The organism is Ferrimicrobium acidiphilum DSM 19497 (assembly GCF_000949255.1).
In the GTDB taxonomy this organism is placed as follows: domain Bacteria; phylum Actinomycetota; class Acidimicrobiia; order Acidimicrobiales; family Acidimicrobiaceae; genus Ferrimicrobium; species Ferrimicrobium acidiphilum.
This window is the reverse complement of record NZ_JXUW01000007.1, coordinates 59,334-78,111: the sequence shown is the minus strand read 5'-3', so window position 1 is coordinate 78,111 and position 18,778 is coordinate 59,334. Positions and strand designations below refer to the sequence as shown.

General features: G+C 53.7%; 13 protein-coding genes, 3 tRNA genes and 1 pseudogene. 4 read left to right on the top strand and 13 right to left on the bottom strand.

The window, feature by feature from the left end:
* Positions 1 to 38 precede the first annotated feature (38 nt).
* Entirely contained in the window at positions 39 to 263 is a 225-nt protein-coding gene (locus tag FEAC_RS16335) for a transposase (protein WP_306722608.1), read from the bottom strand.
* 1,196 nt (positions 264 to 1,459) lie between these two features.
* The gene (locus FEAC_RS05250; RefSeq protein ID WP_035388859.1) at positions 1,460 to 2,689 is read right to left on the bottom strand and encodes a right-handed parallel beta-helix repeat-containing protein; all 1,230 of its coding nucleotides are present in this window, start codon (positions 2,687 to 2,689) and stop codon (positions 1,460 to 1,462) included.
* Positions 2,690 to 3,480: 791 nt separating this feature from the next.
* Here FEAC_RS05250 and FEAC_RS15930 point away from each other — a divergent pair.
* Positions 3,481 to 3,672, top strand: a pseudogene (locus FEAC_RS15930) (IS30 family transposase); the annotation flags it as partial.
* 404 nt (positions 3,673 to 4,076) lie between these two features.
* Here the strand turns inward: FEAC_RS15930 and FEAC_RS05240 are convergent.
* From FEAC_RS05240 to gltB, 6 genes are all read right to left on the bottom strand, one after another.
* Complete coding sequence (locus FEAC_RS05240) at positions 4,077 to 4,424, bottom strand: site-specific integrase (RefSeq protein ID WP_035388860.1); 348 nt, start codon at positions 4,422 to 4,424, stop codon at positions 4,077 to 4,079.
* 4 nt (positions 4,425 to 4,428) lie between these two features.
* Entirely contained in the window at positions 4,429 to 4,950 is a 522-nt protein-coding gene (locus FEAC_RS05235) for a tyrosine-type recombinase/integrase (RefSeq protein WP_035388861.1), read from the bottom strand.
* Positions 4,947 to 5,225: a hypothetical protein gene (locus FEAC_RS05230; protein WP_035388862.1), complete on the bottom strand. Its 279-nt coding sequence runs from the start codon at positions 5,223 to 5,225 to the stop codon at positions 4,947 to 4,949. The genes FEAC_RS05235 and FEAC_RS05230 overlap by 4 nt, the downstream gene beginning before the upstream one ends.
* Before the next feature lie 97 nt (positions 5,226 to 5,322).
* A tRNA-Arg gene (locus FEAC_RS05225) sits at positions 5,323 to 5,395 on the bottom strand.
* A gap of 5 nt (positions 5,396 to 5,400) precedes the next feature.
* A complete protein-coding gene (locus FEAC_RS05220; RefSeq protein ID WP_035388863.1) occupies positions 5,401 to 6,864 on the bottom strand; it encodes a glutamate synthase subunit beta in 1,464 nt (487 codons plus the stop codon).
* Positions 6,864 to 11,363: a glutamate synthase large subunit gene (gene gltB, locus FEAC_RS05215; RefSeq protein WP_236684607.1), complete on the bottom strand. Its 4,500-nt coding sequence runs from the start codon at positions 11,361 to 11,363 to the stop codon at positions 6,864 to 6,866. Before gltB ends, FEAC_RS05220 begins: the two co-directional genes overlap by 1 nt.
* A gap of 275 nt (positions 11,364 to 11,638) precedes the next feature.
* Here gltB and FEAC_RS05210 point away from each other — a divergent pair, with 275 nt between their 5' ends.
* Together FEAC_RS05210 and FEAC_RS05205 are read left to right on the top strand one after the other, a co-directional pair.
* Positions 11,639 to 12,844, top strand: a complete 1,206-nt coding sequence (locus FEAC_RS05210) for a MarP family serine protease (RefSeq protein WP_052565672.1) — start codon at positions 11,639 to 11,641, stop codon at positions 12,842 to 12,844.
* 35 nt (positions 12,845 to 12,879) lie between these two features.
* Complete coding sequence (locus FEAC_RS05205) at positions 12,880 to 13,815, top strand: MBL fold metallo-hydrolase (RefSeq protein ID WP_035388864.1); 936 nt, start codon at positions 12,880 to 12,882, stop codon at positions 13,813 to 13,815.
* A gap of 5 nt (positions 13,816 to 13,820) precedes the next feature.
* On the opposite strand, the gene FEAC_RS05200 is transcribed toward FEAC_RS05205, so the two are convergent.
* From FEAC_RS05200 to cutA, 3 genes are all read right to left on the bottom strand, one after another.
* Positions 13,821 to 13,910 (bottom strand) — tRNA-Ser (locus FEAC_RS05200).
* A 24-nt stretch (positions 13,911 to 13,934) separates the two neighbouring features.
* Entirely contained in the window at positions 13,935 to 14,390 is a 456-nt protein-coding gene (tadA, locus tag FEAC_RS05195) for a tRNA adenosine(34) deaminase TadA (RefSeq protein ID WP_035388865.1), read from the bottom strand.
* Positions 14,387 to 14,740: a divalent-cation tolerance protein CutA gene (gene cutA / locus FEAC_RS05190; protein ID WP_052565671.1), complete on the bottom strand. Its 354-nt coding sequence runs from the start codon at positions 14,738 to 14,740 to the stop codon at positions 14,387 to 14,389. The genes tadA and cutA overlap by 4 nt, the downstream gene beginning before the upstream one ends.
* A gap of 236 nt (positions 14,741 to 14,976) precedes the next feature.
* On the opposite strand from cutA, the gene FEAC_RS05185 reads away from it, so the two are divergent.
* Positions 14,977 to 15,049, top strand: a tRNA-Arg gene (locus FEAC_RS05185).
* A 130-nt stretch (positions 15,050 to 15,179) separates the two neighbouring features.
* On the opposite strand, the gene FEAC_RS16330 is transcribed toward FEAC_RS05185, so the two are convergent.
* A complete protein-coding gene (locus tag FEAC_RS16330; RefSeq protein WP_081901005.1) occupies positions 15,180 to 15,350 on the bottom strand; it encodes an IS3 family transposase in 171 nt (56 codons plus the stop codon).
* Between the two features lie 1,954 nt (positions 15,351 to 17,304).
* Positions 17,305 to 18,681: an MFS transporter gene (locus tag FEAC_RS05175; protein WP_052565669.1), complete on the bottom strand. Its 1,377-nt coding sequence runs from the start codon at positions 18,679 to 18,681 to the stop codon at positions 17,305 to 17,307.
* Positions 18,682 to 18,778 lie beyond the last annotated feature (97 nt).

The window sequence follows — 18,778 nt, the reverse complement described above, 5'->3', positions numbered from 1 at the left end:
TACAGTCTCGGGTTCTTGGTTTGGGTTTCGAATCGGAGTCAAGGATCCCGATGGGGATCCTGTTCCTTGGGTTCTAGGCCATCACCAACCCAGCATGTACTCTTGCCATTGGCAAGCTTTCGTAGGTTATGACAGATCGGGTGCAGCGTCCATTCAGTCTCGGCTCCCGATGGTCCTCGAAGGCGTAGGTGGCCCGCTTTCTGTCTAACTTTCATCTGTCCAAATGCTGGTTCGACGATAGCCTTGCGGCTTGCATAGTCGATGCGTGAAACTACTCACGATACGGGACACTGAACTGCTCCGGGCGTCCACAACACCCGTGGTTATTCAATTGCTCACCAAATGGGACACTGAACCCAACTTGCCTATGCCGCTTGTAGCGTATCGGTTTGTTCGAACGCCAATCGGCGTGTTAGCGGCCATGCAATAATGCTTGACTGTCGATACTCGAATGTCGACGAGTCTTCTCTTTTTTAGTTTTCTGATCTTCCATTTGGCTTTGGAATGAATCCCCTTGTGGTCTCTTTTGGAGCGTCACACTCTAATCTGTGACATATCTATAAATCAGCTCTGGGAGTCATTGGAGCAATATGGCCTCTGAGCTGGGATAATGAGCGCGCTCGGAGAGATTCGAACTCCCAACCGCCTGATCCGAAGATGTATCTTTACAATATCATTTGTCGTCATACATTCGCACCGAGTCGCATATGCGCCGGTCAGCGACCATATAACCGAGACGAGTCGACTCCCGCTGCCAACCAGTGCGAGTGCGTGCGAGGCAAAAGTTGGGCTGGAGTTGGGTTGGCAACCCATTCATTTAAGCATTGACCCGGTCAATTGAAAATGCCTTTCTGTCCGACCAGAGGTTTTCAGACCATACGCACCAGCATCGCGCGCTTGCCAACCTAGCCCTGATTAAGCTCGGTTGACTTTGCCTGGTAGCACCGTTTAAATGAACTCGCCATAGCTGAATAGACTGTCGCCTAAGGTGCGCCAGTCCCTGATCGACAGACTCCATTCCATGCAGTCAGAAAACTGCTTCATTTGCGAGAGACAGATTGATCTCAAACTTCACGCGAATTCTGTTGATGTCAATCATGTCGAACCCCTGAAGCTCGACAGTAAGGATGGAGGAAAACTTCGCGCTAGCTCACTCGACTTGCAATAGATCTAAACAAGCGACAGATTTCGTTTTGCGCGAGTCCTGACGCGATTTGGACGGCCCATTGAGCCCGGTCCACTTCGCATGTGAGGCGACCACGCTCATTGTACTTGTCTCGGCCCTATGCTGCTTCGGACCGGAAGTAGTTCTCGCACGTTGCGTCCTCGGTGTTTACTTGACTTAAGTGGGGCTTCGTGGCTTCTTCAATCTGCCGCTAAGCCTGTCAGAAGCACGAAGGTCCACTGCAGTACCTCGATACCCGGGGAGCTACGGCTTCACCGAATATTTACCTTTGAACTACGCGCGAGGCCGACCTGCTGGTGGTCCCTGCGGCCGACCTTGTGGTCCCTGCGCGACACAGTTGGCGTTTCGGCACCAGGGTGTGAAGTTCACGTTGGTACTCACCAATGCCCCAGCCCGACCGGGGCCAGACCCTGCCGAAGTGGTCGGTCCAAGGGGGCTTCCCCACCAGTTATTCATGGCCTGTAGGGTCCCGCTAGTGGCGTTGTTAACCACGCCAGCGTTGGTGTCCCCAACGAATGAGTTGCCGGTCACGGTGATACCCGAGCCGAGCGAGGTGAGCGTGCTATTCACCTGTCCAACTCCAAGTCCCTGATAACTGTCCGTCAAGGCGTTGCCGGTGACCGAAATCTCGGTCTGGTTGGCGTTGTAGAGACAGATTGCACAGTTTCGACCGCTCACAGGCGTGCCGCCGTTCCCGGCGTTCGAGACGTTGTTGTTCGAGACGATGTCCTTGGTACCGAAGGCGATCTGGATGCCTTCCTCGGGCACATTGCTAACCGTATTGTTTTCGACGACATTGTTGTGCTCAGGAGCAGGCAACGTTGCGGACGGTTCGCCGTTCAGGATGATCCCCGCCCACGAGGTGTAAGAGATGGAGTTGCCTGCTATGGTACTGCCACTCAGGTCACCGAGGAACATACCGTCGCGCGCGGTGCTATTGCCGGTGACGTTTGTGATCGTGTTGTTGAGGATCTTCCAATTGGTCCCGAGCGCGCCGCTGAGACCGGGGTTACCATGATAGCCAATCGCCTCGTCGGTGATGTTACTGAAGGTGTTGTTCTGGATCGTCACGTCGCCTGCGCCGTACCCGCCAACTGTGATTACGCCGTTGTAGCCAGAACCCGTGACATTCTTGAAGTCGAAGCCTTCGATCGTCACGTTGGTGACGCCCGTGCTGGGCGAAGTCGTGTTGTATAGAGTGAAGATTGGTCCGGCCCCACTTAGTGTCACGGAACCCGATGCCGCCACTGTTATCGGTTGTGTGAGATCGATGCCGCCGCTTGGAGGGATATAGCTGCCGGCACACACCACTACCGTATCGCCTGACGACGCGGCAGTTACTGCAGACTGGATTCTGGAATACGCAGCCGTCGAGCACGAGGTATCTCCACTGCCAGTAATTGTCCCGCTGTTGACGTAGAGCGTAGTAGTAGTAGCAGCAGATGCTGCAACAGCAGTGAAAGCGATACTACCAAGTAAACCCGCAACAAGAACCACCGTCACCAAAGACCGTTCCAGCCAAAGAGGCGGCTTAATGGGATTTAATAGTATAGAAGTCCTCCTATGATTCGACTGGTTCTTCATTAGATCCCCCTTCGCGTCCTGTGTATCCATCACCGGGCGATATCCATACTGTACCGTTGCCTTATGTTTCCACACAGTGCTACGCCGTTTAATTGTACTACCACCAAAATTAAGTGTTCGGGAGTTATTCATAAATATTTGCAGTTCGTTTAAATTGTCCAGCTTCGCATACCATTTCTTCACTGATTGTGGTTAGTTGGTGCGTTAGACAGAGTTTTCCGTCGACCCATTAATGCCCGGATGTCGGAAGGTTTCAATAAAAACAGTACGGAGTAGTTATCTAGGCGCGCCGAAAGACTCTGTCGTTCAGGGGCGGAGATGGATAGGTACCAAGTATTTGTCACAACCGAACAATTGGGAGTCTAAACGGTCGGAAATGTGGCTCTTCGGATTTGAGTGGGGGATTTAGTCAGTTGTAGGCCGGTATCAGGGTGAGTTCGGGATGGTCCAACAAGCCAACCTAGAGAGCCCGTCAGAGAACAATGCGGGTTCGGCTCCCGCCACCTTAACCGGTCAATACCTGCACATTTTTAACGTAGCGCTGTGTCGCAGAGGATACGGACCCTGTAGTTGGCATGGCTACTACACCGAAAGGTAATATCTACTAGATGGTCGTGGCAGACGGCGTACGTTCTGGAGCTATGGCGCTACCTAAGACATGGTTTGGGTCGGATTGCGAGAACGTGAGTAGTCAAGGAGATTTTGGACGGCAACGGGACCCTAGCGAGAACACTAATGGGCTGCTTCGTCAGTATATGCCCAAAGGTACTGACCTGTCGGAGTACTCCAAAGCCGATCTCAACAACAAGATTCAGCGCAGCCTCAACGGTAGGCTGAGAAAGACTCTAGGCTACAAGACGTCAGTGGAGAAACTCGCCGAGTGCGTTGCGCTGTCCACTTGAAACCGCCCGCCGTCGAGGTTTCTCGATCGCTATCCGTCAATCTGACGCGGACGCTACGCTACATAGACCCCGTTTGTCAGCGATGAACCAGTGGACTGTTCCCGGACCAATGTGAGAGCTGAGAGCCATGTTTGTGTGGTCGAGACCAACGCATGTGACAAGTGGAGTTCTAGTCGACGGGTGCATGGTGGCGAATGGGTCTCTTGCTGCACTCGGCAGAGAACGGCCCTGTCAGGCGCGAAGTGTGAGCTCGAAACGCCTGACGGGGCCGGGACTCTCTTGATAGTTGTATAGAGATTCCTAACACGCCAGCACAATCGCCTCGCAATGCACGAGTTCGCAGTCCCTTGGAAATCGCGGTACACATTTCGGCCAGGGGCAAACCAAATGCTGCTCTGCTCTCTCTACCCGAGAATCTCCCCAATCGCCTCGGCCGCTCGCTTGTCCTCATCGGAGACGACATCGGTGTAATGCCGGCTCATATGGGTAATCGACCACCCCATGCGAGCCTGTTTTTGACGTTCACTTACCAGAGCATCCAAGAAGGTTGCTGCAAAGTGCCTGAAGGAGTGAAGGTGGATGTCTTTGGGAATCGCATAATCGGTTCGAAACTTGGCAAAGTTCTTCGGGAAGATATCAGGATAGGGTGGCGTTGTACAACCGGGATCGAAGGAGAAGAGGAAGGCATCGGCGCTGAGTTCGAGATCGCATCGGGTACCGAGTTCAAGTTGTGAGTCACGAAGTTTGGCCAAGAGATCAAGGGTTGTCTGATCTACGAAGAGCTTGCGTACCGATGCCGCCGTCCAGAGTCTTCACGGTGACACCTCCGCTACCGATAACCACTCCTTCGTCCACCCGTAGCTCTCCGCTCACAAAGTCGATGTCATTCAATCGGATTGCAGCGATCTCACCTCTTCGCATGCCGGTGGCGATTGCTAAGCGACAGAAGGCATGTAAGCGTAAGTCGCCAGAGGTCTCAAGCGCGGTGAGAATAGTTCGAACCTCTAAAACACTTGGTGCACGCACTGGGTCACGTCGAGGGGTCTTTGGACGTTCTGCACCTGAGATCGGGTTCGAAATAGCACCATTGGACCACTTGCCGGCGAGCTTACAGGATCGATGCAGTATTGCTCGGATCTGTCTAATCCCCGATTCACCAAGCCCACCATCTGAGAGTTTGCGAAAGTACTGCTCTACCTCATATATACCGGTAGAGCTGATGGACCGGGTGCCGATGTCAGCTTGGATGTATTTACTCCAGAGCTGATTGCAGGTCATCCGTGTCTTTGAGGATAGATCCTCCCAGCCGTTTGCCTTCCAAGCTTCGATCGCCTCGTTGAAGGTAGTTCGTTTGTTCCACTTAGTACCTCTATGACCGGAGCTGGAGCCTCGTTGATGAGGAGTAGCTGGCGAGCGAGTTCACGCTCTGCATCACGCTTTGACCCGATGAAGGTGGAGTAACGATGCTTTACCTTGCCGTTAGCGTCTCTTCCAACGAAGACCCGCAGCTCCCAGACGTTGGGTTGCCTTCTGAGACGAATCGATCCTGCCATAACCATCCCCTGTGACAAATGTTGGGTTTTCTGTTGGGTTAATGGGGGTTATGGCAGAGGCTATATTGGGATTAGGCCTCTGAACTGGGATAATGAGCGCGCTCGGAGAGATTCGAACTCCCAACCGCCTGATCCGAAGTCAGGTGCTCTATCCGTTGAGCTACGAGCGCCTAACCTACATGATAGCCAGCGCAGCGCTATCAGGTGCGACAGGACATCCGAGGTCGCTATTGCCCATGAGGTACGCATCGACATGATGAGCAACAGACCTACCCTCCGCGATTGCCCACACGATCAGCGACTGCCCACGACGCGCGTCACCTGCAGCAAAAACTCCCTCTGTCGAGGTACGAAAGTGTTCATCAACACTAATCGTCCCTCGCCCAGAGACAGTCGGACGCTGCTCCAGGTCGAACATCGACAGGTCAGGTCCAACGAATCCCATAGCCAACAAAACTAGGTCCGCTTCTATGCGTTCTTCAGAGTTAGCAACTCGCTGGAGCTTGCCATCCTCGTCGAGTGCCACCTCGGCCATTACGAGTGCGACAACTTGACCTGATGAATCGAGTTCAAATCGAACAGTCTCTCGGGCAAACATTCGATCGCCTCCCTCTTCATGGGCGGACGAGATACGAAAAAGTGGAGGGTACATTGGCCACGGAGCGGTCTCGGGACGACTGTCCGCTGGTCGCGGCATGATCTCTAGCTGCACCACCTCACTCGCTCCTTGGCGGAGGACGGTACCCAAGCAGTCAGCGCCAGTATCACCACCTCCGAGGATCACCACGCGCTTGTCAGTCGCTGTAACCGGTGGCGTAAACGATCGATCATGGAGAGCACGAGTGGCATGAGGCAGGAAGTCCATCGCCGGTAGAATACCGTGCCCGTCGCTGCCTGGAAGCTCAGCCAGGCGAGGTCGAGTAGAACCCAATGCGAGCACCACTGCGTCGTAGTCAGCCTTGAGTTGATCTAGCGTCAAGTCGATCCCGATGGTGGTGTTGGGACGAAACTCGATACCTTCCTCGGTTAGCTGTCCAAGTCGGCGATCAAGAATCGCCTTCTCCATCTTGAACTCCGGTATCCCGTAACGCAGCAACCCACCTATGCGGTCGGCTCGTTCGAAGACAGTCACCGCATGTCCAGCACGTACAAGCTGTTGAGCAGCCGCCAGTCCTGCCGGCCCAGATCCTACGATCGCTACGTTATGGCCAGTCTGATGCGTTGCCTTGATTGGTTTCACCCAGTCATGAGCAAAGGCCACTTCACTGATCGACTTTTCTATGTATTCGATGGTAACCGCATCCCTGTTCAAGGCAAGAACGCAGGCCGTTTCGCACGGTGCTGGACAGAGGCGCCCGGTGAATTCGGGAAAGTTATTGGTGGCGTGTAGTCGTTCAGTGGCGCTCGCCCATCGATCCCTGCCGACAAGTTCATTCCACTCTGGAATTAGGTTCCCCAATGGGCACCCCCGATGACAGAAGGGAATGCCACAATCCATACATCGTTGCGCCTGAACTACCTGTTCTGATAGGTCGGATTCTTTGTAGACCTCCTTCCAATCTCGTAAACGCACCTGAACTGGGCGTCGCTCGGGATTCTGGCGGGAGAACTTGAGAAAGCCTCGTGGATCTGCCGCCATCAGTACCCCCGATCTGATGTTGTGATCGAGTAACGAGCACCTTGGCGGCGATGGGCTCGATCCTGGAGAACGACTCGTTTCAGGTCCTTCGGATAGATACACACGAAATTACGAATCCATCTACTCTCTGCTGCCAATACTGACGCCGCCTTTGCCGACCCGGTGTAGTTCACATGACGCTCGAGTAACTCCTTTAGCAACGACTGTTGCTCCTCGTCGATGGGATCGAGGTCGACCATCTCTTGATTTACCCTGTCTCCTGTTCGGCCCGTTGGATCCCAGATAAAGGCCAAACCTCCCGACATGCCAGCTGCGAAGTTACGTCCGATGGATCCCAGAATCACTACCACCCCTCCCGTCATGTACTCGCATCCATGATCACCAACACCTTCGACGACCGCTGTCGCACCTGAGTTTCGGACTGCGAAGCGCTCTCCCGCTCGCCCATGCACGAATAGTTCTCCCTTGGTCGCCCCATAGAGCGCGACGTTACCAATGACCACAGCCTTCTCCGCAGTGACTCCAACTGTCATCGGGGGTGCGACGATGAGGCGACCACCTGAAAGGCCCTTGCCTACGTAGTCGTTCGCGTCGCCGCGAAGCTGCATAGTCACCCCAGGAGGGACAAAAGCGCCAAAACTTTGTCCAGCGGATCCATCGAAGGTCAATGAAACTGCATCGGGTGGAAGAAAATCGGAACCATAGCGTCGAGTGATGAGATCACCCAAGGTTGCACCGACGGCCCGATCGGTATTGCTGATCTTGTAGAGCAAACGAATAGGTGCCGGTTTATCGAGTCGCGGTTCTACCGCCTCGACAATCTGAGAGTTAAGGCTGCTTGCGAGGATGTCCTGGCGAGATCCGACTCGGTATCGGCGCGGTGCACCCTCTTTGGCATAGGTAAGTCGATCAAGACCCAAGAGCTGTGCTGCTGGAAGATCGAGCGGCTCTAGCAGATCTGCTCGTCCGATCGCCTCATCAAGCGAGCGCAGACCAAGCTTGGCAAGGTACTCGCGCACCTCCTGTGCGATGTACTCAAAAAACGTCTCAACAAACTCTGGCTTGCCAGTGAACTTACTTCGCAATTCCGGATTCTGGGTAGCGATGCCGACGGGACAGGTATCGAGATGGCAGACACGCATCATGATGCAGCCTGATACGACTAGAGGGGCAGTTGCAAACCCATACTCCTCAGCTCCTAAAAGTGCGGCTACCATAACATCTCGGCCTGTCTTGAGCTGGCCATCGACCTGCACCACGACTCTATCACGCAGACCATTTAGAACGAGTGTCTGGACCGTCTCTGCCAAACCAAGTTCCCAAGGTCCACCTGCATGCTTCAGGGAATTGAGCGGCGCGGCTCCGGTTCCTCCATCTCCACCAGAGATGAGCACGACATCGGCATGTGCTTTTACCACACCCGCAGCAACCGTCCCCACCCCTACCTCGGAGACGAGTTTGACATGGATCCGAGCCCGCGGATTGGCAGACTTGAGGTCGTAGATTAGCTGAGCGAGATCCTCAATCGAATAGATATCGTGATGAGGTGGTGGTGAGATCAGCCCCACTCCAGGGGTCGAGTTTCTCGTCTTGGCTATCCAGGGGTAGACCTTTTCACCGGGCAGCTGCCCGCCTTCGCCAGGCTTCGCCCCTTGAGCCATCTTGATCTGGATATCGTCCGCTGCACTCAGGAAATCGATCGAGACACCGAAACGGCCTGAGGCGATTTGGCGGATCTTGGAGCGTCGATCAGTACCATCTGACGATGGAACCGACCGCTCCGGATCCTCCCCTCCTTCACCGGTGTTTGACCGAGCTCCCAGACGGTTCATAGCTATTGCAAGCGTCTCATGAGCCTCCTGAGAGATCGATCCATAGGACATCGCCCCAGTCGAGAATCGACTTATAATCGACTCCGCTGACTCCACTTCGTCGACTGAGATCGGCTGCAAACCCTCTGTGCGGAACTCTAGGAGCCCACGCAGGGTGTTCGCCCTTCGGCCAAGGTCATCCACCAGTGCCGTATACCGCCGGAAGACATCAAGACGACGTTTACGAGTCGAATGCTGCAATAAAAAGACGGTCTCGGGGTTGAAGAGGTGATATTCACCGTCGCGGCGCCACTGATACTGGCCGCCGGTATCGAGACTCTGATGGATGAACTCTTCCGGATGTTGAGTGTAGGCTCGGTGATGATGAGCAGCTACTGCGTCAGCGATCTCGACAAGAGTAGCGCCTCCAATCGGCGAACGTGCCCCAGGGAAATACTCGTCAACCAGCTCACGACTGAGTCCATAGATCTCGAAGACTTGTGCTCCGGTATAAGACCCGATCGTGGAGATCCCCATCTTCGACATCACCTTGATGATTCCCTTGGTTGCCGCCTTCACATAGTTGCGTACTGCCACACGTGGCGACACGTCAGGTAGTACCCCTTCGCGAATGAGATCAACGATCGAATCAAAGGCCAGATAAGGGTTCACCGCAGCAGCTCCAAAGCTGATGAGGGCAGCGAAATGATGAACCTCTCTAGCATCCCCGCATTCGATCACCAAACCAGCTTGTGTACGAAGTTTCGTACGAACTAGGTGGTGATGGATTGCTGAGACCGCGAGCAGCGATGGTATTGGAGCATTTTCCCAGTCCGCATGGCGGTCAGAGAGAATGACAACTGCGAACCCGTCTCGAATAGCAGCCTCAGCGGACATCCTGACATCAGCTAGCGCCTTACGTAGACCTTCAGCCCCCTCACCTACTGGATAGAGGATGTCTATAACCTTCGCGTTAAGGTCCGGATACTCACCGTCTTCGTTGATGTACATCAGCTTCGCAAGCTCATCGTTGTCGATCACAGGATGAGGGAGACGGATCTGTCGTACTGACTTAGGTCCAGGCTCAAGGAGATTCGCCTCAGGACCAATAACTCCCTCGTAGGAGGTCACCAGCTCCTCTCGAATGGCATCAAGTGGTGGATTGGTCACCTGTGCAAAACGCTGATAGAAGAAATCAAATAGTGGCCGCGGGAGCCGAGAACGTGCTGCCAACGGCGTGTCCGACCCCATGGAACCTATAGGTTCCTGACCCTGAGTGGCCATCGGGGTTATGATAAGACGTAGTTCCTCTTCGGTATAGCCAAAAAGTTGCTGTCGTTGCACAACTGATCCATGTTGGGGCACCAACATGTACCGTGGCGGCAATGTCCCCAAGGCAACCTGATGCTCCTTTAACCATTCACCCCAAGGTCGCATAGTCGCCAGCGATTCCTTGACCTCCGCATCATCAAGGATCGCCCCCTTGACCGTATCGACAAGGAAAATCCTGCCCGGCTCAAGCCTTCCGCGAGCAACCACCGATGAGGGTGGGATGTCAATAACTCCAACCTCAGAGGCGAGCACGACGATTCCTTCATCGGTCACCCAATAGCGTGCTGGGCGTAGGCCATTGCGGTCAAGGACTCCACCCACCATCTCACCATCGGTGAAGACTACCGCCGCCGGACCATCCCAAGGCTCCATTAGCGAGGAGTGGAACCTGTAGAAGTCGCGTACGTCAGCCGGCATCGAGGAGTTTGCCTCCCACGCCTCGGGGATCATCATCATGATTGCATGAGGTAGTGATCGACCGTGGAGCGCCAACATCTCGAAGACGCCATCGAGCGATGCGGAGTCGGACTCGGCCGCGTCCACCAAAGGAAAGGCGTCCGTGATTTCTCCTTCAACCAAAGGAGAGGCCAGCAGCGATTCACGAGCTCGCATCCAATTGCGATTGCCATCGATGGTGTTGATCTCACCATTGTGGGCGATCATCCGAAAAGGCTGCGCGAGTCTCCAAGACGGGAAAGTGTTGGTTGAAAAACGCGAGTGCACCAACACAATTCCAGACGATAATTCTTCATTTTGCAGATCAAGAAAGTACTCCTCAACTTGAGGAGCCGACAACATACCCTTGTAGATAAAGGTCTTGCCAGACAACGACGGGAAGTAGAGCTGTGGAATCTCTATCTCAATTTTGCGGCGAAGCAGCCATGCAGCGCGTTCGAGTTGATCCCCAACAGCACCTCTGTAATCCGCCAAAAAGAGTTGCACTATGTCGGGCTCACACGATCGCGAGCCGGCACCAAGGATTTGGCTGTTTCTGGGGACATCGCGAGTACCAACAATGCTCCAGTTGCACTCAGCTAGAAGATCGGTCAACTGGCGCAACAACTCTGCTCGGTCGCCGTCTATGAAGAGGAGACCAGTGACGTAACTACCCCGAGGCGGTAGCTCACGTTCGCGCCTCCAAAACCCATCGGGGTTTTGAATAAGAATTCCCGCTCCATCTCCGGTATCGGGATCCGAACCTTTTGCACCTCGATGTTCCAGATTGACGAGCGCTCCGAGGCCCATCTGAATTAGCTTGTGTGAGCCTTGTCCGCGGAGATCGGCAAGAAATGCGATACCGCAGGCATCGTGCTCTAGACCTTGTGGGTAGAGGGGCGGAAGGGTATTGGGTATCACCTGGTGATCCTCTCTCGTATTGTGCAGCGGAAGGGACCCCATTGACCCGTGGTCATTTCATCATAGAGTATGACGCCGGACAGCCGATCAGTTCGTTGCGTCGTGCACAACTTCAACTACGTTGTCCGTTTGGCAACTGTTGAAACTCGATAGCAGGTAAAGCAGAGTCCACTAACACGAGCTATAAAGCAAAGTAATGGTCATTTCAGTTGTTTTGGGGAGTTGGGAACCTACACTGATTCGGTGTGAATGTCTGTGTCGAGGTTAAACGGTAGGTGTCCGCTCCGTTGTTAGCTTCCATATTCGGCTTTAACCTCGTGGATCTCGTAATCCTCGCGCTCGTTGCGTTCTCAGCCGCTAGAGGTTTGAAGGTCGGTGCAACCATTCAACTCGGCTCCTACATCGGGTTTTGGGTTGGTCTCCTAGCTGGCGCCGTGATCGCACCCTACGCCGCAGCTCCGCTGCCAGCGGGCATCATACGAACCTTCGTCTCACTCGTTATTCTTTTTGGACTTGCGTCGATCACATCGGCCCTTGGGCGAAGCCTCGGCAATCGGCTCAGCGGTAAACTTGATCGCTTCCATCTTGGGAAAATCGATGCAGGCGTGGGCGTCGTGGTCTCTATCATCGCCACCCTGCTGATCGTCTGGATCGTAGCCGCCCTGGCGCTGAATGCTCCCTTTCAAGCCCTGTCCTCAGAAGTCTCCGGTTCCAGGATCGTCCAGTCGCTTGACAATGTCCTACCTCCAGCCCCTAGCGTCTTTTCTCAGGTCGACGCACTGTTCTCGACAGCTGGCTTTCCACCAGTTTTCGCCTCCATTCCACCAGCGCTTGCCGGTCCTGTGGCGCTGCCGTCTTCGGCTGAGGTGAAGGCGATCGAATCGAAAGTTTCTGCATCGGTGCTAAAGGTGGAGGGTCTCGCCTGTTCTGAAATCCAGGAAGGCTCAGCCTTTGTCGTCGCACCTGGTTACGTTGCCACCAACGCACACGTTGTAGCCGGCGAATCCAATACCTACGTGATTCAAAATGGCTCACAGCTAGCGGCTACGGTTATCTGGTACAACCCACACCTGGACCTCGCAGTATTGAAGGTGCCGGGCCTCAACGCACCCGTGTTGCATTTCGATACCCAGGTCCAACCTCGAAGCACTCAGGCCGTCGTGCTTGGTTATCCTGAGGGGGGCCCGCTTACATATGGATCTGCTGGGATCATGGCAGGCTTTGACGCCACAGGACGAGATATCTACAATCAGGGCTTGACCACTCGTCTGGTCTATGAGATCGATGCAATTGTACGCCCCGGTAACTCCGGGGGTCCCCTGGTCAACTCTGCAGGACAGGTGCTTGGTGTAGTGTTCTCTCGATCGACCACCAACAACTATGTCGGATTTGCGCTCGCTGCTCCAGCTGTTGCCCAAGAAGTGCATACAGCGCTCACTACACCACAACACAAAGTATCCACCGAAGGGTGCGTCCCCTAGACAGGTGCTTCTGACGAGAGCTAGGCTTGCGAGGTATGACGGAACTCATCGCAGACAACATCGTTGAAATCGATACACAACTCGGCGGCTGGGAACACATCACCGCTGGCTATCTAGTTACCGGGGAGAGTCCTGTTCTCATCGAAACCGGCTCGCAAAGCAGCGCTCCTCTTCTGATCGCTGAGTTACAAAGTCTCGGCATAAGCCCCTCAGACTTAGCTGCCGTTGTACTGACGCATATCCATCTCGACCACGCGGGAGGGGTAGGAGACATCGCTCGGGTATTTCCGAAGGCAAAAGTCTACGTTCACCCCAGTGGTGCTCGCCATCTCGCTGACCCTTCGCGTCTGATCAACTCGGCTTCAATGGTCTATGGACCGTTGCTCGATTCGCTCTATGGCCGCCTGGATCCAACCCCAGCGGACCGGATCATCGCAGTTGAAGAGGGAGACACCATCGAAGTCACGAAAGGCTTACATCTGGAGGCGTTAATGACGCCCGGTCACGCGAAGCATCATCTATCACTTTGGCATGAGCCGACGGGGACGATGTTCTGTGGAGATGCTGTTGGTGTGAAATTACCAGAGGTCGGCGTCCTCTGGCCCGCTACCCCGCCCCCCGATTTCGATCTCCCCTTGGCAACACAGAGTCTGGAGGCGATGAAATCGCGTTCTCCATCGCATCTTGCCTTCGCCCACTATGGGCGGTTCGCCAATGCGGTCGACATTCTTGATGAAGGCAAGGATCTGCTGCGCGACTGGTGCAGGGTTGCCGAAGCTGCCATGATGGATGGGCGTGAGATAGAGACGGCGCTAGAAGAGGCGTTCGTGCCCGACCTCAAAGATCTAGATCCAACTGCTCGCGATCGACTCCTTACGTTGAGCGGGGTCCATGCCAACGCTATGGGTATAAGCCGGTGGCTGACAAAGCGCAGTGAGCACAACGGCCAAAACTCCCGCCCTGCCGACTAAACAGGTGGCGGAGGGAGTGGGATTTGAACCCACGGTACCCTTGCGGGTACAGCGGTTTTCGAGACCGCCCGATTCGGCCACTCTCGCATCCCTCCGAGCCGTCATCAGTTTATGGGAAATTAGCCTGGCCTGCGCCGTTGAAAGAAGCTTTGCAAAAGTACGCCCGCTTCCTCAGCGAGAACATCAGGGGTCACCTCGATCTCATGGTTAAGACGAGGGTCCACACATAGGTTGTAGAGCGACCCACAGGCGCCGGCCTTCGGATCGCGGGCAGCAAAGACCAGTCGGTTGACACGAGCGAGCAGTAGGGCTCCCGCGCACATAGCACACGGCTCTAACGTCACGTACACTTCTGCCGTCGATAGGTATCGGTCTCCGACTTGGGACAGGGCCTGTTGGAGAGCGAGTAGCTCTGCATGAGCGAGTGCAGAGCGAGAAACGACAGTTTGGTTATGCGCCTTTGCAATCACCTCTCCGTCGACCACAACTATGGCTCCAACTGGAACCTCATCGAGTTGGTATGCCTCGGTAGCGAGAGTCAGACATAGTTGCATTCTGTCATCATCAAGACTCATGATTGACTCGCCTGGAGCTCGGCGAGACTGTCATGGATCCAGCTAGCGTACTCACTTGATAAAACGGTCAACCGCCTGGCGATGATCTCGGGATTGGTGTAGTTGTGTGCCGACTTGATGATAGAAACAAGCTGTTCAAGATGTGCTTCAGGCACAAGTGCGGTAAGGACGTACTCTTGCGCGTTTCGCCAAGCACCTTCCCAGAAATACGTCGACTGACATCCAGGCTGTATCTTCACGCAAGGAGTGAGGTTCGACTCAACCAGCCGATCGCGGATCACAAGGCTTGCCGAAAGTTCATCAGTAGTCGTTTGAATCTCAAAAATAGACGAGGAGGTTTGCTCTGTCACCCATCCATGGTACGCCGTGGATGGGTGCTACCCTCCACATCATCGACGAACAGCAGACCGATTAGAGGTCTATCGATTTCAGCTCTCAGCCACAAACCCATCGGTATCTGATCTCTGAGTAACGATGGGCACATCGATCCAAATCAAATCTCTAAGCGAATTTCAGATTCCTGACCCTGTTACCTCCAGAACATCGACCCAGCCTGCTGACCTGTAAACTAGTATGTTTCCTGCTAGCGCTCGTAGCTCAACGGATAGAGCATCTGACTACGGATCAGAAGGTTGGGAGTTCGAATCTCTCCGAGCGCGCTCATTATCCCAGCTCAGAGGCCATATTGCTCCAATGACTCCCAGAGCTGATTTATAAAAATGTCACAGATTAGAGTGTGACGCCCTCCAAGAGACCACAAGGGGATTCATTCCCAACTCAAATAGAAGATCAGAAAACTAGACAAGAGAAGACTCGTCGACACTGGAGCATCGAGTGTCGACGAGTCTTGTTGTACCACTTGATCCAATCAAAGATTTCGGTCCTTGCCTCCTCTCGTGTGGTAAAACTTGTGCGATAGACGAGCTCTTTTTTGAGTGACGCCCAAAGTGCCTCGACCATGGCATTAGCCGGTTAAGAGGCAATCTCCAATCGTTCCCATTAATTGTCGCATCTCTTAGAGACGAAGAACCTCCCTGAACAGGTCACTTGTGTATTGTGAACCGAGATCAGAGTGGAAGATGGTGTTCGGCAACAGAACCCTACCTCGTAGATCCTTGGCCTAATTGTGAGCGTCGATGAACAGTTGGGCGTCAATCGTATGACCAAGAATTCTCCCCGAACACGCATCCTATCCGAAATCTCACTACCACTGATCACCAGGGAAATCGTATGTGTATTCTCTTTGAACGCTGACGCGACGGCAGGAGTCGCATTGCCAGTACCGTGTTGCAATTGAAGTGGTCTCGCATGAGGAGCCTGAGATGGGTTCGGGTGTAGGCGGTGTTGGTGAATGCTAACCTGATCGCCGCACGGGATCCCGAACTAGATAACTTGTAGCCATTCTGGGCAACGACCCAGCGATGCCTTGGTTCTGTAGACATGTGTGCACTCACTACTACATCTCAATCACCCTCATTCTCGGATCAGCCATCAACCCCTGCACCATCTCATGCCACTGGCAGTATCACCCTCAGACGACCCTCCACAGGCTTTCACTCCACCTCACACCGCCTTCAACCGTGCAAAACTGGTGACCGTCACCGTGCAATTAAGGTGTCCGTGAGCATGCAGTTTTCAGTGACCGTTAACACCCCGGCTAAAAGTCCGTACAACCGGTTGAGCGCAAATTTCCCCGGGGTTCTCACCGGTCGTGTTACATGCTTCGCACCTGTTGGTAACTCGAGTCTAGAACTCATCCCATATCGCAGTGGAGAGTCAGATCCCGTCGCCAAGCACAACCACGAGACCTTCGCTCGAGACCTCACCAGCCCTCGTCGAACCTATCCGACTTCAGAAGCGACCAGTTATGGTGGACGCTAGACATATGCCGAACCGTCTTGCTGCTGAGCAGCATTAGCTGTGTCCAACCCGGATAGTCGATAGCCTTGCTCCGACCGACTTGGCTACCAATTTGTGTCACAGAAAATGTCACGGAATTCTGAACAACCATGAATGTTCTCGACAACTGCTGAACACAATACCTGCTCTGAGCTGCGCTGATGCAAACTCATGACCTTTATTTGAGAGCTCAAGGGCCAACTCCAATCAGACGTCCAGGGAACTTCGTCTGATCTCGCACAAGAGAAGAGTGATCTCGGTACTACGCAGTCCAATTACGCCACCACCCAGCAGGCAGCAGGCCAATCCGGTACCGGGAGTGCAAGTACACTGGCTGTTTCGCAACTGCCGCCGCTTGGTAAGCAGAGCCTGTAGGTGTCAATGTGTAGACACCTTTGCCCGCGAAGAAAGACGCATAAGCGGCCAGGTTTCCTTGGTAGTTTGGCAATGTAGAATAGCGACGCAGCGCCTTGCTAAGCGCGATAGCCGTGGGACACGCTCCTCTACTGCAAAGTTTGTCACTGTCGTCGCGACACCAGCAATGAGTGCACTTGAAGCCGGGCGTGATGTCTGGAACTCCGATGGGGTGCGTCGTGAGGGAACTTAATGCTGAGATCCGCACGCTAGAAAACCTAGTGTCCTTCTCAGAAATTCCTTCAATAAGGCATTTCTGATCAGGGATACTAGCAGCAGCCAATCCAAGAAGAAGCACACAAACTATGCGCGCATCTCGCGCTCGCCCTCGTCATTGATCAGCACGAGCCCCGTCTATTCCGAGGTCCAAGAAAAGAACGTATCTAAACCTCGGATCCTCCGCTTGGAGGAGTTACGAGGAGACTCGCCATTTGAGAACCTTGCAAGTACGCGCCGTCATAGGCCGCTGTATCGCGGCGGCGTAGATATTCCACTCTGCTGAGACTCGACAAGCAGATTAACCTGACACCCTCGAGAAGAAAGCCTAACGCACAGGGCGGTTTCCCACCCTGTGTTTTAGGCATAGAGTTAGAACGCTGTTCTATCTAACGATTTCCTCAACCGCCAACCTGGAGGCCTTCGGCCCGAAGATCGCAATATCGATTACTACAATCAGCACGAACACCCAGATGACGCTAAATGTGACTACGAGACCGTGAGGAAGAATCAAGTCAGTAATGAAAAGGACAAGGATAGCAGTCGAAATCCGACTCACGCCGTAAACGGCACCAGCAGCGGTCGATCTCACCTTTGTAGGGAAGATTTCACCCTGGTAGGCATGAAGGAAATTCGAGAAATTCCAGAGGTCGAAACAGATTACGAAACCCAGAATCACTACGATAACAACATTCGTTATCACCGCGAAGAAAACTCCTAGCACGCCCGCTATGAGAGCAGTAGCAACGATACCCCACTTACGTTCCACTTTGTCAATGATAAAGATACTAAACACACTCCCGACAAAGAATCCTGAATAAATGATCATCGTAAATAGGAGTGTGGTAACAAGTGTCACACCCTTTAAAAACAGGAACGTTGGTGCCAGCGTTGTGAATCCATAGAATATTCCGGACTGAAAGAACTCGAATACAAGCATCATTATCGTCTTGCGCCTAACATCTGGCGCAAAGATATCGCGATAACGTAGCTTATGGGTCTTTACTGGCGGCATAGATTTCACAGGGGGCAAGGAGGTTAGACCTTCGTGCTTCATAACTTCGTCTTCAATTGCAGTCATAGCCGCATCTGCTTCGGCACGATGGCCGTGACTCTCTAACCAGCGTGGCGACTCGGGGACCTTGAGGCGAATAATCCAGCCAATAAGCGCCGCACCACCCATAAACCACAAAAGGATCCTCCACGACTCAGAACCAGCGATATGGTGGGAGAGCAAATAACCGAGACCGGCAAGGATCGGTCCTGCGAGAACGGCTATGGTATAGATAACCGCGATACCTCTGCCACGTGTCTGTGCAGGCATCATCTCTGCCGTATACGTATCGCCAGCCGCAAACTCGCCACCGACACCGATTCCGGAGATGAAGAACAGCGCTCCAATCAAGTAGGCGGAACTCGCAAATCCAGCCGCAATCATCGCGAGGCCGAAAATCAACAAGTCGTAAAAGAATATCTTCTTACGGCCATATTTGTCAGCGATATACCCAGAACCAATGGCACCGACAAACTCTCCGACGAAAAATGCGTCGGGCACTACAGTGGTAGCTATATTCTTCGAAAAGTGTAACGTAGACGCAATTAATACTAAGACCACACCGTTGCCAAGAAGCATTAGCGTTTCGACAAACTCTCCCGTTGCTATCATCGCGATGAATCTTTTATGAAAACTGCTAAAGGGTAATCGTTCGAGGCGTCCGGAGATGTTACTTGTGGTAGCAGATGGATCAGCTTCAGTGCTCATGCTTGTACCTTTCATGTTTATGTTCGGTAGTCGATGGCCGAGTCATTAATTGGAGTAAGAGGCGCTGCCTTACACTGACTATCACCACCCGTCATCC